General features: G+C 64.3%; 18 protein-coding genes. 8 read left to right on the top strand and 10 right to left on the bottom strand.

Annotated features, from left to right (window positions below; genetic code table 11):
* Position 1: 1 nt before the first annotated feature.
* The 6 genes from mshB to MLB1_RS22755 all read right to left on the bottom strand — a co-directional run bounded on the left by mshB (position 2) and on the right by MLB1_RS22755 (position 7687).
* Positions 2 to 823 carry an N-acetyl-1-D-myo-inositol-2-amino-2-deoxy-alpha-D-glucopyranoside deacetylase gene (gene mshB, locus MLB1_RS22780; protein ID WP_180752269.1) on the bottom strand — a complete coding sequence of 274 codons (822 nt, stop codon included), beginning with the start codon at positions 821 to 823 and terminating at the stop codon, positions 2 to 4.
* An 11-nt stretch (positions 824 to 834) separates the two neighbouring features.
* Entirely contained in the window at positions 835 to 2616 is a 1782-nt protein-coding gene (locus MLB1_RS22775; RefSeq protein ID WP_180752120.1) for an ABC transporter family substrate-binding protein, read from the bottom strand.
* Positions 2617 to 2663: 47 nt separating this feature from the next.
* Positions 2664 to 4556 (bottom strand): alkyl/aryl-sulfatase, encoded by a 1893-nt coding sequence (locus MLB1_RS22770; protein ID WP_371750684.1) that lies wholly within the window; start codon positions 4554 to 4556, stop codon positions 2664 to 2666.
* Positions 4557 to 4666: 110 nt separating this feature from the next.
* A complete protein-coding gene (locus MLB1_RS22765; RefSeq protein ID WP_180752119.1) occupies positions 4667 to 5056 on the bottom strand; it encodes a nitroreductase family deazaflavin-dependent oxidoreductase in 390 nt (129 codons plus the stop codon).
* Between the two features lie 60 nt (positions 5057 to 5116).
* On the bottom strand, positions 5117 to 7021 hold the full coding sequence (typA, locus tag MLB1_RS22760) for a translational GTPase TypA (RefSeq protein WP_180752118.1): 1905 nt from the start codon (positions 7019 to 7021) through the stop codon (positions 5117 to 5119).
* Positions 7022 to 7282: 261 nt separating this feature from the next.
* Entirely contained in the window at positions 7283 to 7687 is a 405-nt protein-coding gene (locus tag MLB1_RS22755; RefSeq protein ID WP_180752117.1) for a (deoxy)nucleoside triphosphate pyrophosphohydrolase, read from the bottom strand.
* A gap of 26 nt (positions 7688 to 7713) precedes the next feature.
* On the opposite strand from MLB1_RS22755, the gene MLB1_RS22750 reads away from it, so the two are divergent.
* The gene (locus MLB1_RS22750) at positions 7714 to 7998 is read left to right on the top strand and encodes a 4a-hydroxytetrahydrobiopterin dehydratase (protein ID WP_180752116.1); all 285 of its coding nucleotides are present in this window, start codon (positions 7714 to 7716) and stop codon (positions 7996 to 7998) included.
* A 12-nt stretch (positions 7999 to 8010) separates the two neighbouring features.
* Here the strand turns inward: MLB1_RS22750 and purU are convergent, their stop codons facing one another.
* Genes purU through MLB1_RS22735 form a run of 3 tightly spaced genes read right to left on the bottom strand, consistent with a single transcriptional unit; the run spans position 8011 to position 10981 of the window.
* Positions 8011 to 8910, bottom strand: coding sequence for a formyltetrahydrofolate deformylase (purU, locus tag MLB1_RS22745; protein WP_180752115.1), 900 nt, complete (start codon positions 8908 to 8910; stop codon positions 8011 to 8013).
* 3 nt (positions 8911 to 8913) lie between these two features.
* Positions 8914 to 9720 (bottom strand): SDR family oxidoreductase, encoded by an 807-nt coding sequence (locus tag MLB1_RS22740; RefSeq protein ID WP_180752114.1) that lies wholly within the window; start codon positions 9718 to 9720, stop codon positions 8914 to 8916.
* Positions 9721 to 9730: 10 nt separating this feature from the next.
* On the bottom strand, positions 9731 to 10981 hold the full coding sequence (locus MLB1_RS22735; RefSeq protein ID WP_180752113.1) for a mannosyltransferase: 1251 nt from the start codon (positions 10979 to 10981) through the stop codon (positions 9731 to 9733).
* A 153-nt stretch (positions 10982 to 11134) separates the two neighbouring features.
* Between MLB1_RS22735 and MLB1_RS22730 the strand changes: the two genes are divergently transcribed.
* Complete coding sequence (locus MLB1_RS22730) at positions 11135 to 11788, top strand: hypothetical protein (RefSeq protein ID WP_180752267.1); 654 nt, start codon at positions 11135 to 11137, stop codon at positions 11786 to 11788.
* Positions 11789 to 11820: 32 nt separating this feature from the next.
* Here the strand turns inward: MLB1_RS22730 and MLB1_RS22725 are convergent, their stop codons facing one another.
* On the bottom strand, positions 11821 to 12396 hold the full coding sequence (locus tag MLB1_RS22725) for an HhH-GPD-type base excision DNA repair protein (RefSeq protein ID WP_180752266.1): 576 nt from the start codon (positions 12394 to 12396) through the stop codon (positions 11821 to 11823).
* Between the two features lie 117 nt (positions 12397 to 12513).
* Here MLB1_RS22725 and MLB1_RS22720 point away from each other — a divergent pair, with 117 nt between their 5' ends.
* From MLB1_RS22720 to MLB1_RS22695, 6 genes are all read left to right on the top strand, one after another.
* On the top strand, positions 12514 to 12807 hold the full coding sequence (locus MLB1_RS22720) for a hypothetical protein (protein WP_180752112.1): 294 nt from the start codon (positions 12514 to 12516) through the stop codon (positions 12805 to 12807).
* Positions 12804 to 13835, top strand: a complete 1032-nt coding sequence (locus tag MLB1_RS22715; RefSeq protein ID WP_180752111.1) for a hypothetical protein — start codon at positions 12804 to 12806, stop codon at positions 13833 to 13835. The genes MLB1_RS22720 and MLB1_RS22715 overlap by 4 nt, the downstream gene beginning before the upstream one ends.
* Positions 13836 to 13965: 130 nt before the next feature.
* A complete protein-coding gene (locus MLB1_RS22710; protein WP_180752110.1) occupies positions 13966 to 14298 on the top strand; it encodes a DUF485 domain-containing protein in 333 nt (110 codons plus the stop codon).
* Positions 14295 to 15929: a cation acetate symporter gene (locus tag MLB1_RS22705; protein WP_180752109.1), complete on the top strand. Its 1635-nt coding sequence runs from the start codon at positions 14295 to 14297 to the stop codon at positions 15927 to 15929. The genes MLB1_RS22710 and MLB1_RS22705 overlap by 4 nt, the downstream gene beginning before the upstream one ends.
* A gap of 108 nt (positions 15930 to 16037) precedes the next feature.
* Positions 16038 to 17243, top strand: a complete 1206-nt coding sequence (locus MLB1_RS22700) for an MFS transporter (protein ID WP_180752108.1) — start codon at positions 16038 to 16040, stop codon at positions 17241 to 17243.
* 290 nt (positions 17244 to 17533) lie between these two features.
* A complete protein-coding gene (locus tag MLB1_RS22695) occupies positions 17534 to 17923 on the top strand; it encodes a hypothetical protein (RefSeq protein ID WP_180752265.1) in 390 nt (129 codons plus the stop codon).
* Positions 17924 to 17951: the final 28 nt, after the last annotated feature.

The raw sequence follows: 17951 nt of genomic DNA, 5'->3' as shown, positions 1-17951 counted from the left end.
CTTACAACTCCACCCCGGCGAACAGATCGGATTCCCACCCGCTGTCGACGCCGCGCACACCACGCACCAGCACGAAATGTTCGGTGTCCGCGATGGGCAACGCGATCAGGTTCGACAGCGCCAACGCGGTCCCGTCTTCGGAGACCGTGAGCTGGGTGGCATGCGCGCGCAGCGCCGCAGCCTTTGCACCGCGGTGGGCCGATACGTCGATGGCGGCGCTGATCTCCTCGTCGGCATAGGTGGGTATGAGATCGACGGGTGCCGGTTCACATCCCGGAGGGAGCTGCGTCATTGCTGCGAGTCCTGCATCCAACGCGCTGGTTGCGATGACGGTCCAGTACAGCTTGGACACCTGCCAGGTGGCTTTCTCCACAGCAGCAGTGGTCACCAGGTGTGCCTGGATGTGATCGGGATGCCCGTATCCACCGAAGGGGTCATAGGTGACGATGACCTGCGGGCGGTGCTCCTCAATCAACGCAGTCAGCGCCGCCACCGCCTCGCCCATGTCGGCGCCGGCAAACGCCCGTGGATGCAGCGGTCCGGTGTCCGCCATGCCGGAGTCACGCCAATGCCCCGTACCACCCAGAAACGTGGGCTCATTCACACCGAGATGCCTTAGTGCGGTGGATAATTCAGCGATCCGATACCCGCCGAGTTGATCGGCGTGATCGACGGCCAACTGTGCCCAGCGCTCGCCGATCACCTCGCCTTCCTCACCGAGGGTGCAGGTCACCACGCGGACGTCGGCACCTTCGGCGGCATACCGCGCAATAGTGCCGCCGGTCGTGAGAGATTCATCGTCGGGGTGAGCGTGGACCAGCATGAGTCGTCGGGTCATGGGCGTGTCTTCTTCCACTCCCCGGCCGTCGCGACGATACCCACCGGGACCGCGCCGGTCAGCTCGACATTCTGCACGCTGGGCCCCGCCGCGGCGATCGTGGTGTCCTGCATGATCGGCAAAACCGTTGCCATCTTCCACAATTGAGGCTCGGCCTGATCGACGATCTTGCCCACATCAGCGTGACCGGTCAGCGCGGCGTCGATACCGGCTTGCAGTCCCTCATCGCACAACCCGGTGAGATTGCTTGGGGCACGGACAGATTCCTCCCTAGACGGCGGAGACGGCGTATTGCTCGCCGGCGGTGGAGGGGGCGTGGTGGTGCGGGTATCGGGCACCTTGCCCGACTGCAGCGCCGGGCAGCCGTACCGAGAGGCCAGCACGGTGGCCAGATCCCCACCGGACTGATGCCAGCCGACGATGGCGTCGACACGACCATCCGGAATCGCCTGGCCATACAGCGTGGGCGGATCGAGGGCGAGGACAGTGGCCCGCACCCCCGCATTGCTCAGCTGATCGGCGGCGGTGTTGGCGACGGCGACCGAGGTCGGATCGTTGGCGGCAGCGCCGATGACGAGCCGCAGCGGCTCTCCGTCTTTGGTGATCTGCGCGGGACCCGCTGGTGCGCCGGGTGGTGGGGGCACCTCGACCGCCTCGTACCCGGCCTCCGTAAGCAACGCGAGGGCGGCGTCACGGGTGAGGGCGACGGGCGCGGTGGGCTTGTATCCGGGATCCGAGGGAGAGCGCACCTGCGCCGCTGCCAGGGTGACGGCGTTGTCGTTCCCCGCGGCCACCGCTGCCAGCAGCCCGATGTCGAGCAGACCGAGCAGCCCCCGGCGCACCTTGGAATCGGTGAGCGTCGGCTGCCCGGCGCGCAGCGTCAGCTGCAGGGTCCGCGGTGCGACGATCCGTGCGGTCCGCACGCCGGGAATGTTGGACAACTGGGCGAAGGTCACCGCGCTGCCATGTACCTGAGCCACTTGGGTGTCCCCGTTGCGAACGGAATCCGCCAATACCGTCGGAGCACCCGCGCGACGGAACAGGATCTCGTCCGGAATCGCTTGGGCTGCCCAGTACCGGTCGTTACGGGCCAGCAGGATCTCGTCCCGCTGAGGGTCGATCGCGTCCACCCGGAATCGTCCCCCGGAGGCGGGCATCGACTTGACCAGCCCGGAGGCGAAGCCGCCCGGGATGTCCTTCACGATGTGCGCGGGCAGCAAGTCGGTGAACAGCTCGCGCCAGGCCGGGTACTTGTGGTCGAAGGTGACAACCACACGCTTGCCACCGTCGCGCGACTGGACATCGGTGATGTTTCCGTAGCCCGCAGGGTCGACAGTCCCGGGCTGGGTGAGCATCTGTTGCCACAGGTAAGAGAAGTCATCGGCCCCGATGGGTGCGTTATCGGTCCATTGCGCCTCGGGGCGGATCGTGTAGGTCACCGTGAACGGCTCCTGGCTGGTTTCCTCGGCGGATACCAGCAGCGTCGGGTCCAGCTCCCAGCGTGAGCCGGTGGTGGTCGCGGAATCGGGCACCGGGCGGAACGCACTGGGCAGCACCAGCGAGCTGATCGCCGAATTCACCGGCGACTGATCGGACAACAGATGCGGGTTGAATCCCGCGCCGATCGAATCGATACCCACCACGATCTGCTCTTTCTTGGGTGGTGGCGGCGTCGTGGAGTCGGTTGTTTCACTGCCCTGCACGGCCGGAGGCGCACTGACGGTGCACCCGGCGAGGAGCACGGCCCCAGCCAGGGCAGCGAGTCGCGACGTGAGCATGAGGACCAACCTTAGTTACCCGCCACATGCACCTGCGCCCCAACTGGTTATGGGGTCACGATCGCGAAGTCTGGATCCGGCTGATCAAGCACCGCGACCAGCCGCACGAACCCGCCTGCATCACCGTCGACGGTGATGTCGCCTGAGGCGAACGCCTGGGCAGGATCGCCGCCGCCGAGTAGCACCGCGATCAGGGCGGGTCGGGTCAGGGTGAAGGTCACATCGGCGGAGGGCAGCGATGTCCCAGACGGGCGTGGGTAGTGCACCAGCACCCCGTTGCGCAGCTCCAGGCGATGGACACGATCCTCGTCGGTGAAGTGCCAGTCACTGACGAACCGTTCATTCCACGCCTTGGGCCCGTTGACGCGGAGCGCGAGCGCATCGAAGACCTGGTCGATGGTCAGCGCAGCGAGCATGGTCGGCGCGTTGGTCGCGATCGGGGTCCCGACGCTCCCGTGACGCAGCTCATGGGCACCCATCAGGTAGAAGTTGCGCCACGGCGCGTTTTCCGCGCCATATCCGAGCTGTTCAAAACAGCTGGCTTGCAATGCTTTTGCCGGCTCATTGGCGGGGTCGGCGAAGATCACATAGTTGACCACCTGCGCCACCCAGCGATAGTCGCCTTCATCGAATGCCTTGCGCGCCTTACGCAGCACCTCGTCGGCGCCACCCATAAAGTCCACGTGTCGTTGCGCGCCGGCCACCGGCGGATGTTCCCAGAGATGCGCGGGATTGCCGTCGAACCAGCCCATGTAGCGCTGATAGATGGCCTTGACGTTATGGCTCACCGAGCCGTAGTAGCCGCGGGCATGCCAGGCGCTGGCGATGGCCGGAGGCAGTTGAAAGGTTTCAGCGATCTCCGAACCGACATAGCCCTGGTTCAGCTGGCGCAGCGTCTGATCGTGCAGGTAGGCGTACAGGTCACGCTGCAGGGAAAGGTATTCCACCAGACGTTCGGTGCCCCAGGTGGGCCAGTGGTGCGATGCGAACACCACATCGGAGTCGTAGCCGAACAGGTTGATCGACTCGGTGAGGTAGCGCGCCCACACATGCGGATCGCGGACCAGCGCGCCGCGTAACGTCAGCAGATTGTGCAGGGTGTGAGTGGCGTTCTCGGCCATGCACAGAGCTCGGTGCGCCGGGAAGTAGAAGTTCATTTCAGCCGGGGCCTCGGTACCGGGGGTGATCTGGAAGACGATGCGCACACCGTCGACGGTCTCCTCCTGCCCGGTGTGCGTGATGTCCAGTGTTGGCGCGATCAGGGTCACGGTGCCGATCGAATTGGTTTGTCCGAGACCGGACCCCACCTGCCCGAGCGGCCCCCTGGGCAGTACCGCTCCGTACATGTAGACAGCACGGCGGGTCATGGCGGTGCCGGCGTAGACGTTCTCGGCGACGGCGTGCTCCAGGAACCCGGCGGGCGCGATCACCGGACAACGCCCTGCCGCCACATCCTCATTCGTGGTGACCCCGAGCGCACCGCCAAAGTGGTCGACATGCGAATGGGTGTAGATCAACCCGGTGACGCTCCGGTCGCCGCGGTGGCTGCGATACAGCGCGAGTCCGGCAGCGGCAGTCTCGGCGGACACCAACGGGTCTATGACGATGACACCGTCATCGCCCTCGACGAAGGTCATGCTCGACAGGTCGAGACCGCGGACCTGATAGATGCCTTCGGTGACTTCGAACAACCCCTGCTTAATCACCAGGCCGCATTGCCGCCACAGGCTCGGATGCACCGACGACGGGCAGCTTCCCTGCAGGAACGAATAGGAGTCGTTGTCCCACACGATCTTCCCGTTTCCGTCTGTGATGACGCCGGGTTCGAGCGCCGCGATGAACCCGCGGTCCGCATCCTCCTGGTCAGCGGTGTCGGCGAATGGGAGCTCCTGCGCCGCACGTTCGTTCTGGGCGATGATGTACGAGGTTGGCTCAGACATGCCCGTGATGGTACCGACCATCACTGGGAGAGCCCGGGCGAAAGCTGTTATCTCTCACACCAGTTCGGCCGGCTCTGAGAACTTCCGTTACCAGAGCGCCGGGGCGGGACTCAGTCGAGGTCGACTCGGATGGTCAGCAGTTCGGTACCGACTGCCCTGACAACGGCACTGTTCGCCGTCGGCAGCTCTCGCAGTCTTGCTCGTGCATCGTCCTCAGGCAGCAGGTGCGCAGTACCGGTGCGCCACTGATCGCGGATGCGTAGCCGCACCGCGGGGTTGGCTTTGATGTTGCGGACGTAATCCGAGTGCTCGCCATGCTCGGAGACCAACCAGAACTGGTTGTCGACGATGCGACCGCCGACAGCGGTGTTACGCGGCTGCCCGCTCTTCCTGCCGATGGTCTCGAGCATGGTGACCGGCGCGCGCCGGCCGACGGGGTTGACGACGTACTTCTGCACCGTGTGCACCACGCGCCGCTTGACGGCGTTGAAGTCGGCCACGTAGTGCAGTGTGCGCCGATTTCGTCGGCCGCGCGAGCGTAGGGAGAGAAATCCGCCAGGTCAGCTGTTGTTGGAGGCGGCCTTCGCCCGCGAGCGGTTGCGCGCGCGGGTGTTGGCGTCCAGGTCCACCTTGCGCACCCGCACGATTTCCGGCGTCACCTCGACGCACTCGTCGCCCGCGCAGAACTCCATGGCCTTCTCAAGGTCGAGTTCCATCGGTCTGGCGAGGGTCTCGAAGACGTCGGCGGTCGCGGACCGCATGTTGGTCAGCTTCTTCTCGCGGGTGACGTTGACGTCGAGGTCCTCGGCACGTGGGTTGATGCCGACGACCTGGCCCTCATAGGTGGCATCCCCCGGCTCCACGAAGAACTGCCCGCGATCGGACAGCTGGGTCATCGCGAACGGGGTAACAGAGCCGGTGCGGTCGGATACCAACGACCCGGTGTGCCGCGCGCGGATCTCCCCGGCCCACGGCCGGTAGCCCTCGAAGACGGCGTTGGCGATGCCGGTGCCTCGAGTCAGTGTCAGGAAGTCGGTGCGGAAGCCGATGAGACCACGGCTGGGCACGATGAAGTCCATGCGGACCCATCCCGCGGCGTGGTTGGCCATCTCCTCCATGCGGCCCTTGCGGGCTGCCATCAGCTGGGTGACAGCCCCGACGAACTCCTCGGGACAGTCGATGGTCATGGCCTCGAACGGCTCGTGCAGCTTGCCGTCGATCTGCCTCGTGACCACCTGCGGCTTTCCGACGGTCAGCTCGAAGCCCTCACGGCGCATCTGCTCGACGAGGATGGCCAGCGCCAGCTCACCACGACCCTGCACCTCCCAGGCGTCGGGGCGGTCGATATCGACGACCTTGATCGACACGTTGCCGATGAGTTCCGAATCCAGCCGCGACTTGACCATCCGCGCTGTCAGCTTGTGCCCGGACACCTTGCCTGCCAGCGGCGAGGTATTGGTGCCGATGGTCACCGAGATGGCGGGCTCGTCGACGGTGATCCGCGGCAGCGCGTGGGCATGTTCAGGGTCGGCCAGTGTGTCGCCGATCATGATTTCGGGCATTCCGGCGACGGCCACGATGTCACCGGCAACGGCTTCGTCGGTACTGCTGCGCTCGACGCCCTCGGTCGCCAGGAGTTCGGTGATCTTTGAGTTGGTGATGACGGGGTGGCCGTCCACCTCCCGCATCCACGCCACCTGCTGGCCCTTCTTGATCCGGCCCTTGTAGATGCGGATGAGCGCGAGACGGCCCAGGAACGCGGATGCGTCCAGGTTGGTGACCAACGCCTGCAGTGGAGCCTCGGGGTCGCCCTGCGGCGGCGGGATGTGCTCGAGCAGCACGTCGAACAGCACATCGAGGTTCTCGCCGTCGGGATTGGCACCATTGGCGGGCTCGACGGTGCTGGCGATTCCGGCGCGGCCCGATGCGTACAGGACCGGCAGACCCAGCGCCTCCTCGGCGGCCTTCTGCGCTTCGTCATCCAAATCGGAGGCGACGTCGAGCAGCAGGTCGTGGCTTTCCGAGACGACCTCGGCGATGCGGGCATCGGGCCGGTCGGTCTTGTTCACACACAGGATCACCGGCAGGTGCGCGGCCAGCGCCTTGCGCAGCACGAAGCGGGTCTGCGGCAGCGGGCCCTCGGAGGCGTCGACCAGCAGCAGCACACCATCGACCATGGACAGGCCGCGCTCCACCTCGCCGCCGAAGTCGGCGTGCCCGGGGGTATCGATGACGTTGATGACCGTCATGGACCCGTCAGGGTTCTGGCGGTGCACCGCGGTGTTCTTGGCCAGGATGGTGATGCCTTTTTCCTTCTCCAAGTCACCGGAGTCCATCAGGCGTTCGATGGCGTCATCACCTCGATGCGTGAGCGCACCGGACTGTTTGAGCATCGCGTCGACCAGGGTTGTCTTGCCGTGGTCGACGTGCGCAACAATGGCTACGTTCCGGAAACTATGGGTCACGTCTGTCAATTCTGGCAGTGAACACCCCAGTTCACGAAACTGGCGTTATCACGTGTGACGCCCGACATAGATCCAGACATAGCCCAAGACACATTTAGACCAGAAGTAGGACACCCAGTGAAGGCCAGCAAGGTCGCACGGCTCAAGCCCAAAAAGAAGTGCTGTAAAAGCAAGCCACGCTGCATGAAGTGCCCCGTTGTGGTGCACAAGATGCAGAAGGCCGAGCATCACGGGCTGACGGAAAAAGAGCTGAAAAAGGCGCTACACCGGGCGCGCGGCCACTAACGCGTCCCGTAGGGCCCCGATCCATTCGCGGTCGGCGGCCACCCACTGCACCGCGTCCAGGTCGTCGGACTTCACCCAGCGCAGCGCCAGATGTTCATGGGGATGCGGCGTGCCACTGTGCAGCTGTACCCGATAGGCCCGCAGCACCAGATTTCCGGCTGGGCCTATCCCGACGACGTCCTCCCCCAGCCGCGACCCGACGGTCACCGTGATACCCAGTTCCTCGTGCAGCTCACGAACGAGCGCCTGCGGCTCCGACTCGCCCTCGACGACCTTGCCTCCAGGAAGCTCCCACTGCCCGGCCAGTTCGGCGGGTTTGGATCGCTGCGCTATGAGCAGCTTGTCCCCATCGATCACCGCGCCCGCGACCACTATCGCCATGGCGGTCGACGTTATACGTTGAGTCCATGGCCCTGCTCACCGATGACCAGATCAGCGCAGCGCTCACCGGACTTCCCGGGTGGACTCGCGAGGGTGACACACTGCGCCGCGCCGTCAAGTTCGACGCCTTCCTCGACGGTATCGCCGCGGTGCGCCGCATTGCCGAGCACGCAGAATCGGTCGACCATCACCCCGATATCGATATCCGTTGGCGCACAGTGACGTTCGCGCTGTCCACCCATTCCGAGGGCGGTCTCACCGAGAAAGACGTGGCGCTGGCCCAGGCGATCGACTCGGAGGTCGGGCGCTAGCGCGTCACGGGATCACAAGATCGCGGTGACATTGCCGTGCCGCATGACCCGGTCTTCACAGTGCCAGGCCACCGCACGCGATAACACGAGGCGTTCCACATCGGAACCGAGCCGCACCAGGTCTTCGACGGTGTGGGTGTGATCGACCCGGATCACGTCCTGCTCGATGATCGGTCCCTCGTCGAGCTCCCGCGTCACGTAATGCGCTGTGGCACCGATCATTTTGACGCCGCGCTCACGCGCACGCCGATACGGCATCGCACCGGTGAACGCGGGCAGGAACGAATGATGGATGTTGATCAGCGGACAATCGATCTCGGCCAGAAACTCCGGCGACAGGATCTGCATGTATCGGGCCAGGACCACCAGGTCGACGTTTCCCTGTAGCAGGTCCAACTGCTTACGTTCGGCCTCGGCGCGATTCTCACGGGTAGCCGGGATATACACGAAGGGCAACCCGAATGAGCGCACCTGCTCGGCGAGGTCGGGATGGTTCGAGATCACCATCACGATCGACATGTCGAGCTCGCCGCGGCGGTTGCGCCACAGTAGATCCAGCAGACAGTGATCCGTGCGCGAGACCATGATCGCGACACGCTTGGGCTTGGTCGCCTCGCTAAACCGGTACTGGATATCGAATTCTTCAGCAATAGAGGCGAATTCTGTCTCCATGCTCTCTCGTGCGGCGGTGAGTCCGGAACGGTGGAACACGGTGCGCTGCATGAACCAGCCGCCCTGCGGTTCGGTCGAGTACTGCGCCAGCGAGATGATGCTCGCTCCGGCGTTGGCCAGGAAAGCGCTGACTGCGGCCACCACGCCGATCCGGTCGGGACATTGCAGTAGCAACCTGCCGATGTCCTTGGAGTGGAAGGCATCTGAAGAACCGGTCGGGTGCATACCTTGCGGAAACATGCCCTACCTCGACTTCAGACCGTGCATGCGCGCCAGGAACTTGAGAAACGGTCCGGCGGGCAGCAGTCGCTGGGCGGCCATGATGAGCGGAGCATTACTACCCTTGGCGTACAAGGGTTTCGGATTCGGATTCAGTGCCACGTCGACGACGAGACGCGCCAGGTCGTCGGAGGCCATACCGTGCTGTTCCCGTGCGGCCATGGCCGCGTCGACCGTCTGGAACGCTTCACGATAGACAGAGCCCTCGGACACGACGCGGTTGCGCCGTGTCTCGATCCCGGTCGCAATGACTCCGGGTTCCACGGTGCTCACGGCGATCCCGAACGGCGCCACCTCGTAGCGCAGGCAATCGGCCACGGTATGCAGCGCCGATTTCGCCGAGCTGTAGGTCGACCGGAACGGGACATGCAGGGTGCCCGCCATCGACCCCACCATGACGATGGCGCCCCGACGCCGTTCCCTCATACCGGGCAGCACCGCCTTGATGAGGGCAACGGGCCCAAAGACATTGGTGACGAACAGCTTCTCGAAGTCATCCATCGGGACGTCTTCGAGCGCGCCAATCTGACTCTCTCCAGCATTGTTGACCAGCACGTCCACCTCGCCCGCCTGCGCGACGCAATCGGCGATACTCGCCTTGTCTGTCTGATCGAGCTGCAGATACTGCACCCCGGCGATGGGGGCGGCGATGGTGTCGGGGTTGCGGCTGGTGCCCAACACACGATGCCCGCGTTCGACGAAGATTCGGGCCGCGCTCGCACCGATCCCGCTGGAGGCGCCGGTGACAAGGACGGTGCGCTGCTCTGTCATGACGGCAACGCTAGCCGGTGGTCGATACCGCTCGACCTGAAGCCCGCGCCGACCTGATCCCGGTCACCGCCATCCAGGTCAGCGTCGCCACCGCAGCCGCGATGTCCACCAGCCCTGCCCAGGCCAGGGGCCACGGGCGATCGATCCGCCAGATATCAGGTTGGGCGAAGCTGAGCAGCCAGGGCACTCCGACCAGCAGCAGCGCCAGCCACCCGTAGCCAAAGACCTTGGCACCCAATTTCTCTCGCCACGGTCCGTAGATCAGCCACACCATGAACGGAACCATCCACACCCAATGGTGTGTCCACGAGATGGGCGAAATGAGGAGGCCGAATATCTGCACCACACAGATCTGCCCCAGCCTGTCGTTCACGGCGCGCCATGCCAGGAAGGCCAGTACGGCGGTGATCAGGCAGGCCACCAGCACCAGCGCTCCGGATCCCGCGTCGTGTCCGAGGATCCTGGAGATCCCGCCACGCCAGGACTGGTTGAAGACGGTGGCGATCGGCCCGATCCGGTCCGGCTTACCCAACAGGTCGGTGAAGTAGTACCGGCCCTGCGCCCCGACGACTGCGACGCCCACCAGCACAGTGAGCACGAAGACCAGGCCGGCCCAGATGGCCGTCGTCCAGCGGCGCGCGCCGAGGAAGTAGAGCCCGCTGACCAGTGGGGTCAGCTTCACCCCTCCGGCGAGCCCCACCAGCGTGCCGGAAATCCACCAGCGCGGGGAGCTCACCGCCAGCAGGATCAGCAGCATCAACAGCACGTTGATCTGCCCGTAGTCGAGCGTCGAGCGCACCGGCTCGGTCCACATCGTCACCGCCGTCCACACGGCCGCCGCGCGGGCGTCGTCGAATCCGAGCAGCCGCTGGCTCAGCCGAACCACCGCGTACAGCGCGGCGATGGTGCCGAGAATCCAGCACAGCCCAAGCAAGGTGAACGGAAGCAGGTGAAGCGGCCAGAACACCACGGCCGCGAAGGGTGGATACGTAAAGGGCAGCGGAAAGCCTGGCGTCTTATCCGCATAGGTGAACTCGTAGAGATTTCCGTGTCCCAGGGTGGCAGGACCGCTGACGTAGACGTGCAGGTCGACAAGGTCGGCGCCATGCGGTGTCAAGTAGGCCCAGGCGACCCGCACCGCGACACTCAGCACAAGCAGCCACGGACCCCATTCCCGGACACGCCGCCACACTGCCGCGCCGCGTGTCGGCACCAACGGCTCTTCATCCGCCCTGGTCGGCTCGGTTCGCTCCGTTTCCATGGGGGCTTAGATAACCTCGCTCACTCGTTTTGGTAACGGTTCCATCTACACCACTCGCGTCACTTGAGTAACACCAGTAACGGATTACCTTGGCGTTTAACACCGGTACACATGTCTAGCGAAACAGCATTGGAGTTCAATATGTCACGGTTTATGTCCCGGCTCCCCAACGTCTTCGTTGGCGCGTCGATCGCGGCCTTCGCCTCGGCCGGCCTGGCACTCGGCCTGGCCTCAACCGCCGGCGCTGACCCCATCCCGGCCCCCGGGCCGAACCCCACCAACCCGGCCGCGATCCTCGGCCAGGCCGCCTCGGGCTTCGGTAATGCCCCCGCCGCCCCGGCTGCGATAGCTCCTGCGGCACCCGCCGCGATCGCCGCACCTGCGGCACCCGCCCTGGCGCCTGCCGCTCCGGCGGTCGCACCGATTCCTGGTGTGGCACCCGCCACTCCGGCAGTGGCACCGGCACCGGGTGTGGCACCCGCGGCCCCGGCCGTACTGCCTCCGGTCGCCGCACAGGCACTGACCCCGGCCGCCGCGCAGGCCTTGTCACCGGCTTCGGTCCCCGCCGCCAACAACCTGCCCGCCATTCCGCAGATTCCCGGCGCAGAGGGCGTTACCTCCACCGTTGATCTGTGGGCCACCAACCTGCCCAAGCTGCTACCCGCCGGTGTGCAGCAGGCGCTGGTCCCGCCGGCGCTGGTCAATGGAGTCCCGGCCGCCGTCGCTCCGGCCGCGGGGCTGCCCACTGTGGCCACCCCGGGTGCGGGCCTGGTTCCGTCGGCACCGATGTTTGCGGCGCTGCCGTAGTTTTTCAATACAGAGGCAAGGCGGTCAGGGCGTTATGCCTTGGCCGCCTTTGCTTTGGCAGCCGCTTTCATTTCCTTTTTATGAGCGCGCACAAGACCCAGAGACTCGGCGTCGACGACATCCGCCACCGACAGATGCGTCCCCTTCTCGCCGTAGTTTCCCGCGGCCTTACGCCAGTCCGCGGGCTGAACTCCGTACTGCTTGCCCAGCAGTGCCACGAAGATTTTGGCCTTCTGCTCGCCGAAACCCGGAAGCGCCTTAAGTCGCTTGAGTAACTCGGCCCCATTCGGGTCGCCGGCCTTCCATATGTTCTCGGCGCGGCCGTCGTACTCCTCGACGATCTCTTGCGCGAGCACCTGCACACGCTTGCCCATCGAGCCGGGGAATCGATGTATCGCGGGCCGTTCGGAACATAACGCCACGAACTTGTCGGGGTCGTACTCGGCGATCTGGTGCGCATCGATACCGCCGATCCGGTCGGCAATCTTCTTGGGCCCCGCGAACGCAACCTCCATAGGTATTTGCTGGTCAAGGAGCATCGCGATCAACAACGCCAGGGGATTCTCCTCCAGCAACTCATCGGCGGCCGGGTCCTGCGCTAGCTGCAATTTCGCCAATGTGACATTCCTTCCTTCCCGACTTTGACAACCTCAGCGGTGCTAGGCTACGGCAACTTAGGCGACCAAGATCGTCGTTGCTCGGGGAGGCTGCCGCTGTCACGCCAATTGGACGTTGATCTAGAGGCGTTGCGCAAGCTGTCGCCGGAATTACGAGAACAGGCTCAAAAGCTATGCAGCAGGGCCGCCAACCCCACGAGGGTTGAATACGGGGATGCGCCATCGCTGACTGCAGTCAGGCGACTGGTTACCGAGGTGATTCCCGAATTGCAGCGCATGTTCGCTGCGCGCTGCGAGAACATGGCCGATCTATCCGAGCAGGCGCAGACTCGCTTCGGTGACACCGAAGAGTACGTGCGGCAGACCATCCTCTCGGCCGCCTCGTTGTCGAGGCCACGATGAAATCCGAGTACTCGGCCAGACGGTTGCTGACCAATCACCCCGAGCAGTCGATCGTGCCGTTGCGGCAAGCGATGCTTGCTGCCGCCGAGCTGCAGCATCGCGCCCAGGACTACAAGCATGCGGTGGAAAGACCTGGCGGCCTGCCCTGGGACGGTGAGACCGCGCGCGCGGTCCAAGAAACCGCAGCCAACGACGAGAAGACTATCTACATGGCCACCGAGGTGCTACTCGAGGACGCCCCGAAAGCCTTGGTCACCTTGGAGTTCCAGGCAATCGAGTATCGCCGCGAGGCGGTCGACCTGTACAACGAGGCCATCGACCACGGCTACACCGTGGCAGAGGATCTCACCACCACCTGGATCGCGCAGGCTCGCTCCACCCCGGAGATCATCGAGAAAGGGAATCAGTACGCCGCCAAGTTCACACGGATGATGCGGACCGCCTACGACAAGTGGTGGGGAGCCGAACTGGAAGCCCAGCATCAAATCGACGCTATTTGCGATGAGCTGGCGGCCTCCTTCAACCCCTTCAGCGGGCTGACCTCCACACAGGGAAATCAGGACGGGGCCCATTTCCAAGAGAGCAGCCAGCGAGATCCGAACGTGCTGAACCGGGTCAACGCGGCATCACTCCTGGACGATCGACAACTCAAAGACCTCGCGGCCGGCAAGAGCGTGACGATCCCGTCCAACCAGCTGCAGTATCTGTACGAATTTGCACAGTCCTTCGATGGCAAATCCTCCGCTGAGATCGCCGCAATCAAGGCAGGACTACCCGAGGAATCTCAGGACGCCATGGCGCGGGCGTTCTCCCTGGTGTCCAACGATCAGGTCAAGTCCGGCGTGCCCTATACCGATGGCGCATTGAAGAACTTCATACCCGATGTGGGTTCCGCACCCCGCCTTCCCGACGGCATCGTCAGCGAAACGATCACCATGGCTCCCCCCAGCGAGCCAACCGATGCAGAGAAATTCTTGCGTGCAGTCAACCAACAGTATTGGGAAGATCCGTCACCCAAGAAGGTATGACGTTCAGGCCCACCGACCCGGGCCTTGTCAGATGAACACCTGACTAATCAGCGCTGGAAACCCCGCGGTGTGACCCCGGCCCTCATTACGCTCTCCCAGCAGCCTGCCAGGTATCGACAAGGAGCCCGCGTTGACCGCTATCGATCCTCCCGAGCTATCCACCGAACGCGCATTGGAACTCCAGGCCAGCCCAGAGTTTCGAGAGCTCCGGAAAACATTGCGCCGCTTTGTTTTTCCTATGACTGCGTTCTTCCTCATCTGGTATGGCCTCTATGTGGTGCTCGGTGCGTTCGCTCACGATTTCATGGCGATCAAGCTCATCGGCAATATCAACGTGGGACTAGTGCTGGGCCTTGGTCAGTTCGTCACGACGTTCGTCATCACCGGCCTCTACGTCAGGTTCGCCAATCGCGAGCTGGATCCGCGGGCCGCAGCCATCCGCGCCGAGGTGGAACAGGCATGACCACTCCATCGACGCTGGCGGCCGATACCGTCGGCAATCCGGCCACCAACATCGCGATCTTCACCGTCTTCGTCGCCGTCACCCTCTACCTCGTCATCCGAGCCAGCGGCAGCAACAAGACCGCCGAGGGGTTCTTCACCGGCGGCCGCGCGTTCTCCGGTCCACAGAACGGCATCGCCATTGCCGGCGACTACCTTTCCGCCGCAAGCTTTCTCGGAATCGCGGGAGCCATAGCCGTATACGGCTACGACGGATTCCTATATTCCATCGGGTTCTTGGTGGCCTGGCTGGTTGCCCTGCTCCTTGTGGCCGAATTACTGCGCAACACAGGCAAATTCACGATGGCCGATGTGCTCAGTTTCAGACTCAGGCAGCGTCCGGTGCGGCTGGCGGCGGCCACATCCACCCTCACGGTGTCGCTGTTCTACCTGCTCGCACAGATGGCAGGCGCCGGAGGTTTGGTGGCGCTACTGCTCAACATCCACAGCCGAGTGGGTCAGTCGGTGGTGATCGGAGTGGTGGGCCTACTGATGATCGTCTATGTCCTGGTGGGCGGCATGAAGGGCACAACCTGGGTGCAAATCATCAAGGCAGTGTTGCTGATCGCCGGCGCCGCACTCATGACGGCAATGGTGCTGGCCAAGTTCGGTTTCAATTTCTCCGACATCCTCGGCGCGGCTCAGCATGCCATCTCCGGCAGCCACACCAAAGGTGTTGCATCCCGGGATGTTCTGGCTCCGGGCGCACAATACGGCGGCTCGTTGACATCCAAGATCAACTTTCTGTCGCTCGGACTCGCGCTGGTACTCGGCACCGCGGGTCTCCCCCACGTCCTGATGCGCTTCTACACCGTCCCCACCGCCAAGGAGGCGCGTCGATCGGTGGTGTGGGCGATCGGACTGATCGGCGCCTTCTACCTCTTCACGTTGGCGCTGGGCTACGGCGCCGCGGCGCTCGTGGGACCCGATCGCATCCTGGCGGCGGCCGGCGGCCAGAACTCGGCCGCGCCCCTGTTGGCCTTCGAACTGGGCGGGGTCATTCTGCTGGCGGTCATCTCGGCGGTGGCCTTCGCGACCATCCTCGCGGTGGTGGCGGGACTGACGATCACCGCATCGGCATCCTTCGCGCACGACATCTACGCATCGGTCTTGAAGGGGCACAAAGTTTCCGAGGAAGAGCAGGTACGGGTGTCACGGATCACCGCGGTGGTGCTGGGCGTCGTCGCGATCGGGCTCGGCATCCTGGCCAACGGGCAGAACGTCGCGTTCCTGGTAGCCCTGGCGTTCGCGGTTGCGGCAGCAGCCAACCTGCCGACCATCATCTACTCCCTGTACTGGCCGCGGTTCAACACCCGCGGTGCGCTGTGGAGCATGTATGGCGGGCTGATCTCCACTATCGTGCTGATCGTCTTCTCTCCCGCCGTCTCCGGCACCAAGACGGCGATGATCCCGGGTGCCGACTTCGCCTGGTTCCCACTGGCCAATCCGGGCATCGTGTCGATTCCGTTGGCCTTCCTGCTCGGCATCGTCGGGACCCTGACGTCCAAGGAAACCGGTGACCCGGGGCTGAACGCAGAGATGGAGGTGCGCTCCCTGACGGGTATCGGCGCGGAGAAGGCCGTCCAGCACTAGTAGACCGCCGCCGAGATGACGTTGACGCTGGTCTTTGTGAGGTAATCACCCATGTAGATGTCATCTCGACGGGAACAACCTTCCATCGCCCACGACTTACAGTGAGTTGTGATTGCCCGTCTGCGCCGTTCGGCAGCCTTCGTACTGCTCGCGTTCAGCTTCTCCGTAGTCATGATCGGCACCACGATGCCGACCCCGATGTATGCGCTGTACTCGCAGCAGATGCACTTTTCTGTGCTCACCACCACGGTCGTCTACGCCACCTATGCCGCAGGGGTGCTGTTCGCGCTCCTGCTGTTCGGCAGCTGGTCAGACGTTCTCGGCCGTCGCCCACTGCTGCTGACGGGCGCCGGATTCGCCATCCTCAGCTCGGTCATCTTTCTCTTCGTCGACTCAGTTCCCCTGCTGCTGATCGCGCGAATCGTTTCGGGGCTATCGGCGGGGTTCTTCACCGGCGCAGCCACGGTCGCGGTCATCGAGGCGGCACCCGAGCAATGGCGCGGCCGGGCGGCCGCGGTGGCTACCGTCGCCAACACCGGCGGCCTGGGCCTGGGCCCGCTGATGGCCGGGTTCCTCGTCCAGTACGCCCCCTGGCCGACACACCTGGCATTCGTCATTCATATCGCACTTGTGCTCATCGCCGTGGTGGCGTTACTCCTGGCACCCGAAACCGCGCCAAAACACGGAAAACTTGGTGTGCAACGTCTTTCATTGCCGCAGGAGGTGCGCACCACATTCGCCGCCGCCGCGACCGCCGGATTCGCCGGATTCGCGGCACTGGGGTCGTTCACCGCGGTGGCACCCGGATTTCTGTCCACCGTGATCGGCATCGACAATCATGCCGTGGCCGGGGCAACCGTCTTTCTTGTGTTCGGATCCTCTTGTATTGCACAGATATTCGCCCGACAGGTACCGGCGGCCCGGGCGCTGATCATCGGTTGCGCGATCCTGCTCGCAGGAATGCTGCTCATCGCGATCGCGCTCTTGACATCATCGCTGCCTTGGTACTTGGCCAGCGCCGTGGCGGTTGGCGTCGGCCAGGGCATCAGCTTCAGCCGCGGCCTGGCCTCCATCGCCGAAAAGGTTCCCGAGGACAACCGCGCCGGGGTGACGTCCAGCTATTTTGTCGTCGGCTATATCGGAATCGCACTGCCGGTTATCGGTGAGGGGCTGGCCGCTCAAGAGTGGGGACTGCGCACTGCGGGGGTGAGTTTCTCCCTCGCGGTAGCCACCCTGACTGCGCTATGCCTCATCGCCGTCATCTGGCAGGAGCGTCCACGTCGAGAAGTCGCGGCGAGCACGACCACCGGCTAATCAACTGCCGTTGCCACCACACCCCATGTCCACAGCTTCGCTACCGAAAAGATAGGTAGCACAGCACAGTTCACCTCTCCAAGATGGACGCTGGTGTCAGAAAATCGTTCATCCGACAAGGGTTGTACCGGATCCGGATCGGCGCTACGGTGTCGGCGACCCCGCCTGTCTTTTGTCTTTCGGGGGCATACACCGGTTATTTCAGAAGGAGTCGATGGGTCGTGCCTGAAGTCGTGCCGGATGACGGAGAAGCCCCAGTCATTGTCAGCCTCGTCGATGCGGCGGTGCATATGTACGCATCCGCCATCGACACCTTGCCTGAACCCACCGACCCCGAGTACGGCGAGCGTGTCGCTGTCGTTCTCGGTGGGCTGCGCAAGCTCGAGGGCGCTATCGCGAAGGCGGCCGGCCGCAGCCGCGTCACGCCCTCGGTCATCCTCGCGCTGAGCGGGGTACGCCATCGGTATGACGATCTGATGAAGGATGCCGCCGACAGCTCCAGCGCGACGCTGGGCCAACGTCTCTACACCGCACGTCGGCGTGCGCGGCTCACCGCGCAGGAAACCGCGAACGGTGCCGGTCTGAAGGTCGGATTCCTGACGGCGGTCGAAGCCGAGGAAGCCGTCACCGATGACGAGGCCGCGCGCATCAAGGACCTCATCGCCGCTCTCGGCGGCTAGTCCTACTGCCAGGCCCAGGGGAAATTAC

The sequence above is a fragment of the Mycobacteroides sp. LB1 genome (assembly GCF_013449725.1).
Classification (GTDB): domain Bacteria; phylum Actinomycetota; class Actinomycetes; order Mycobacteriales; family Mycobacteriaceae; genus Mycobacterium.
Note: the sequence above shows the minus strand (reverse complement) of the source record. Positions and strands in the feature narration are given on the sequence as shown.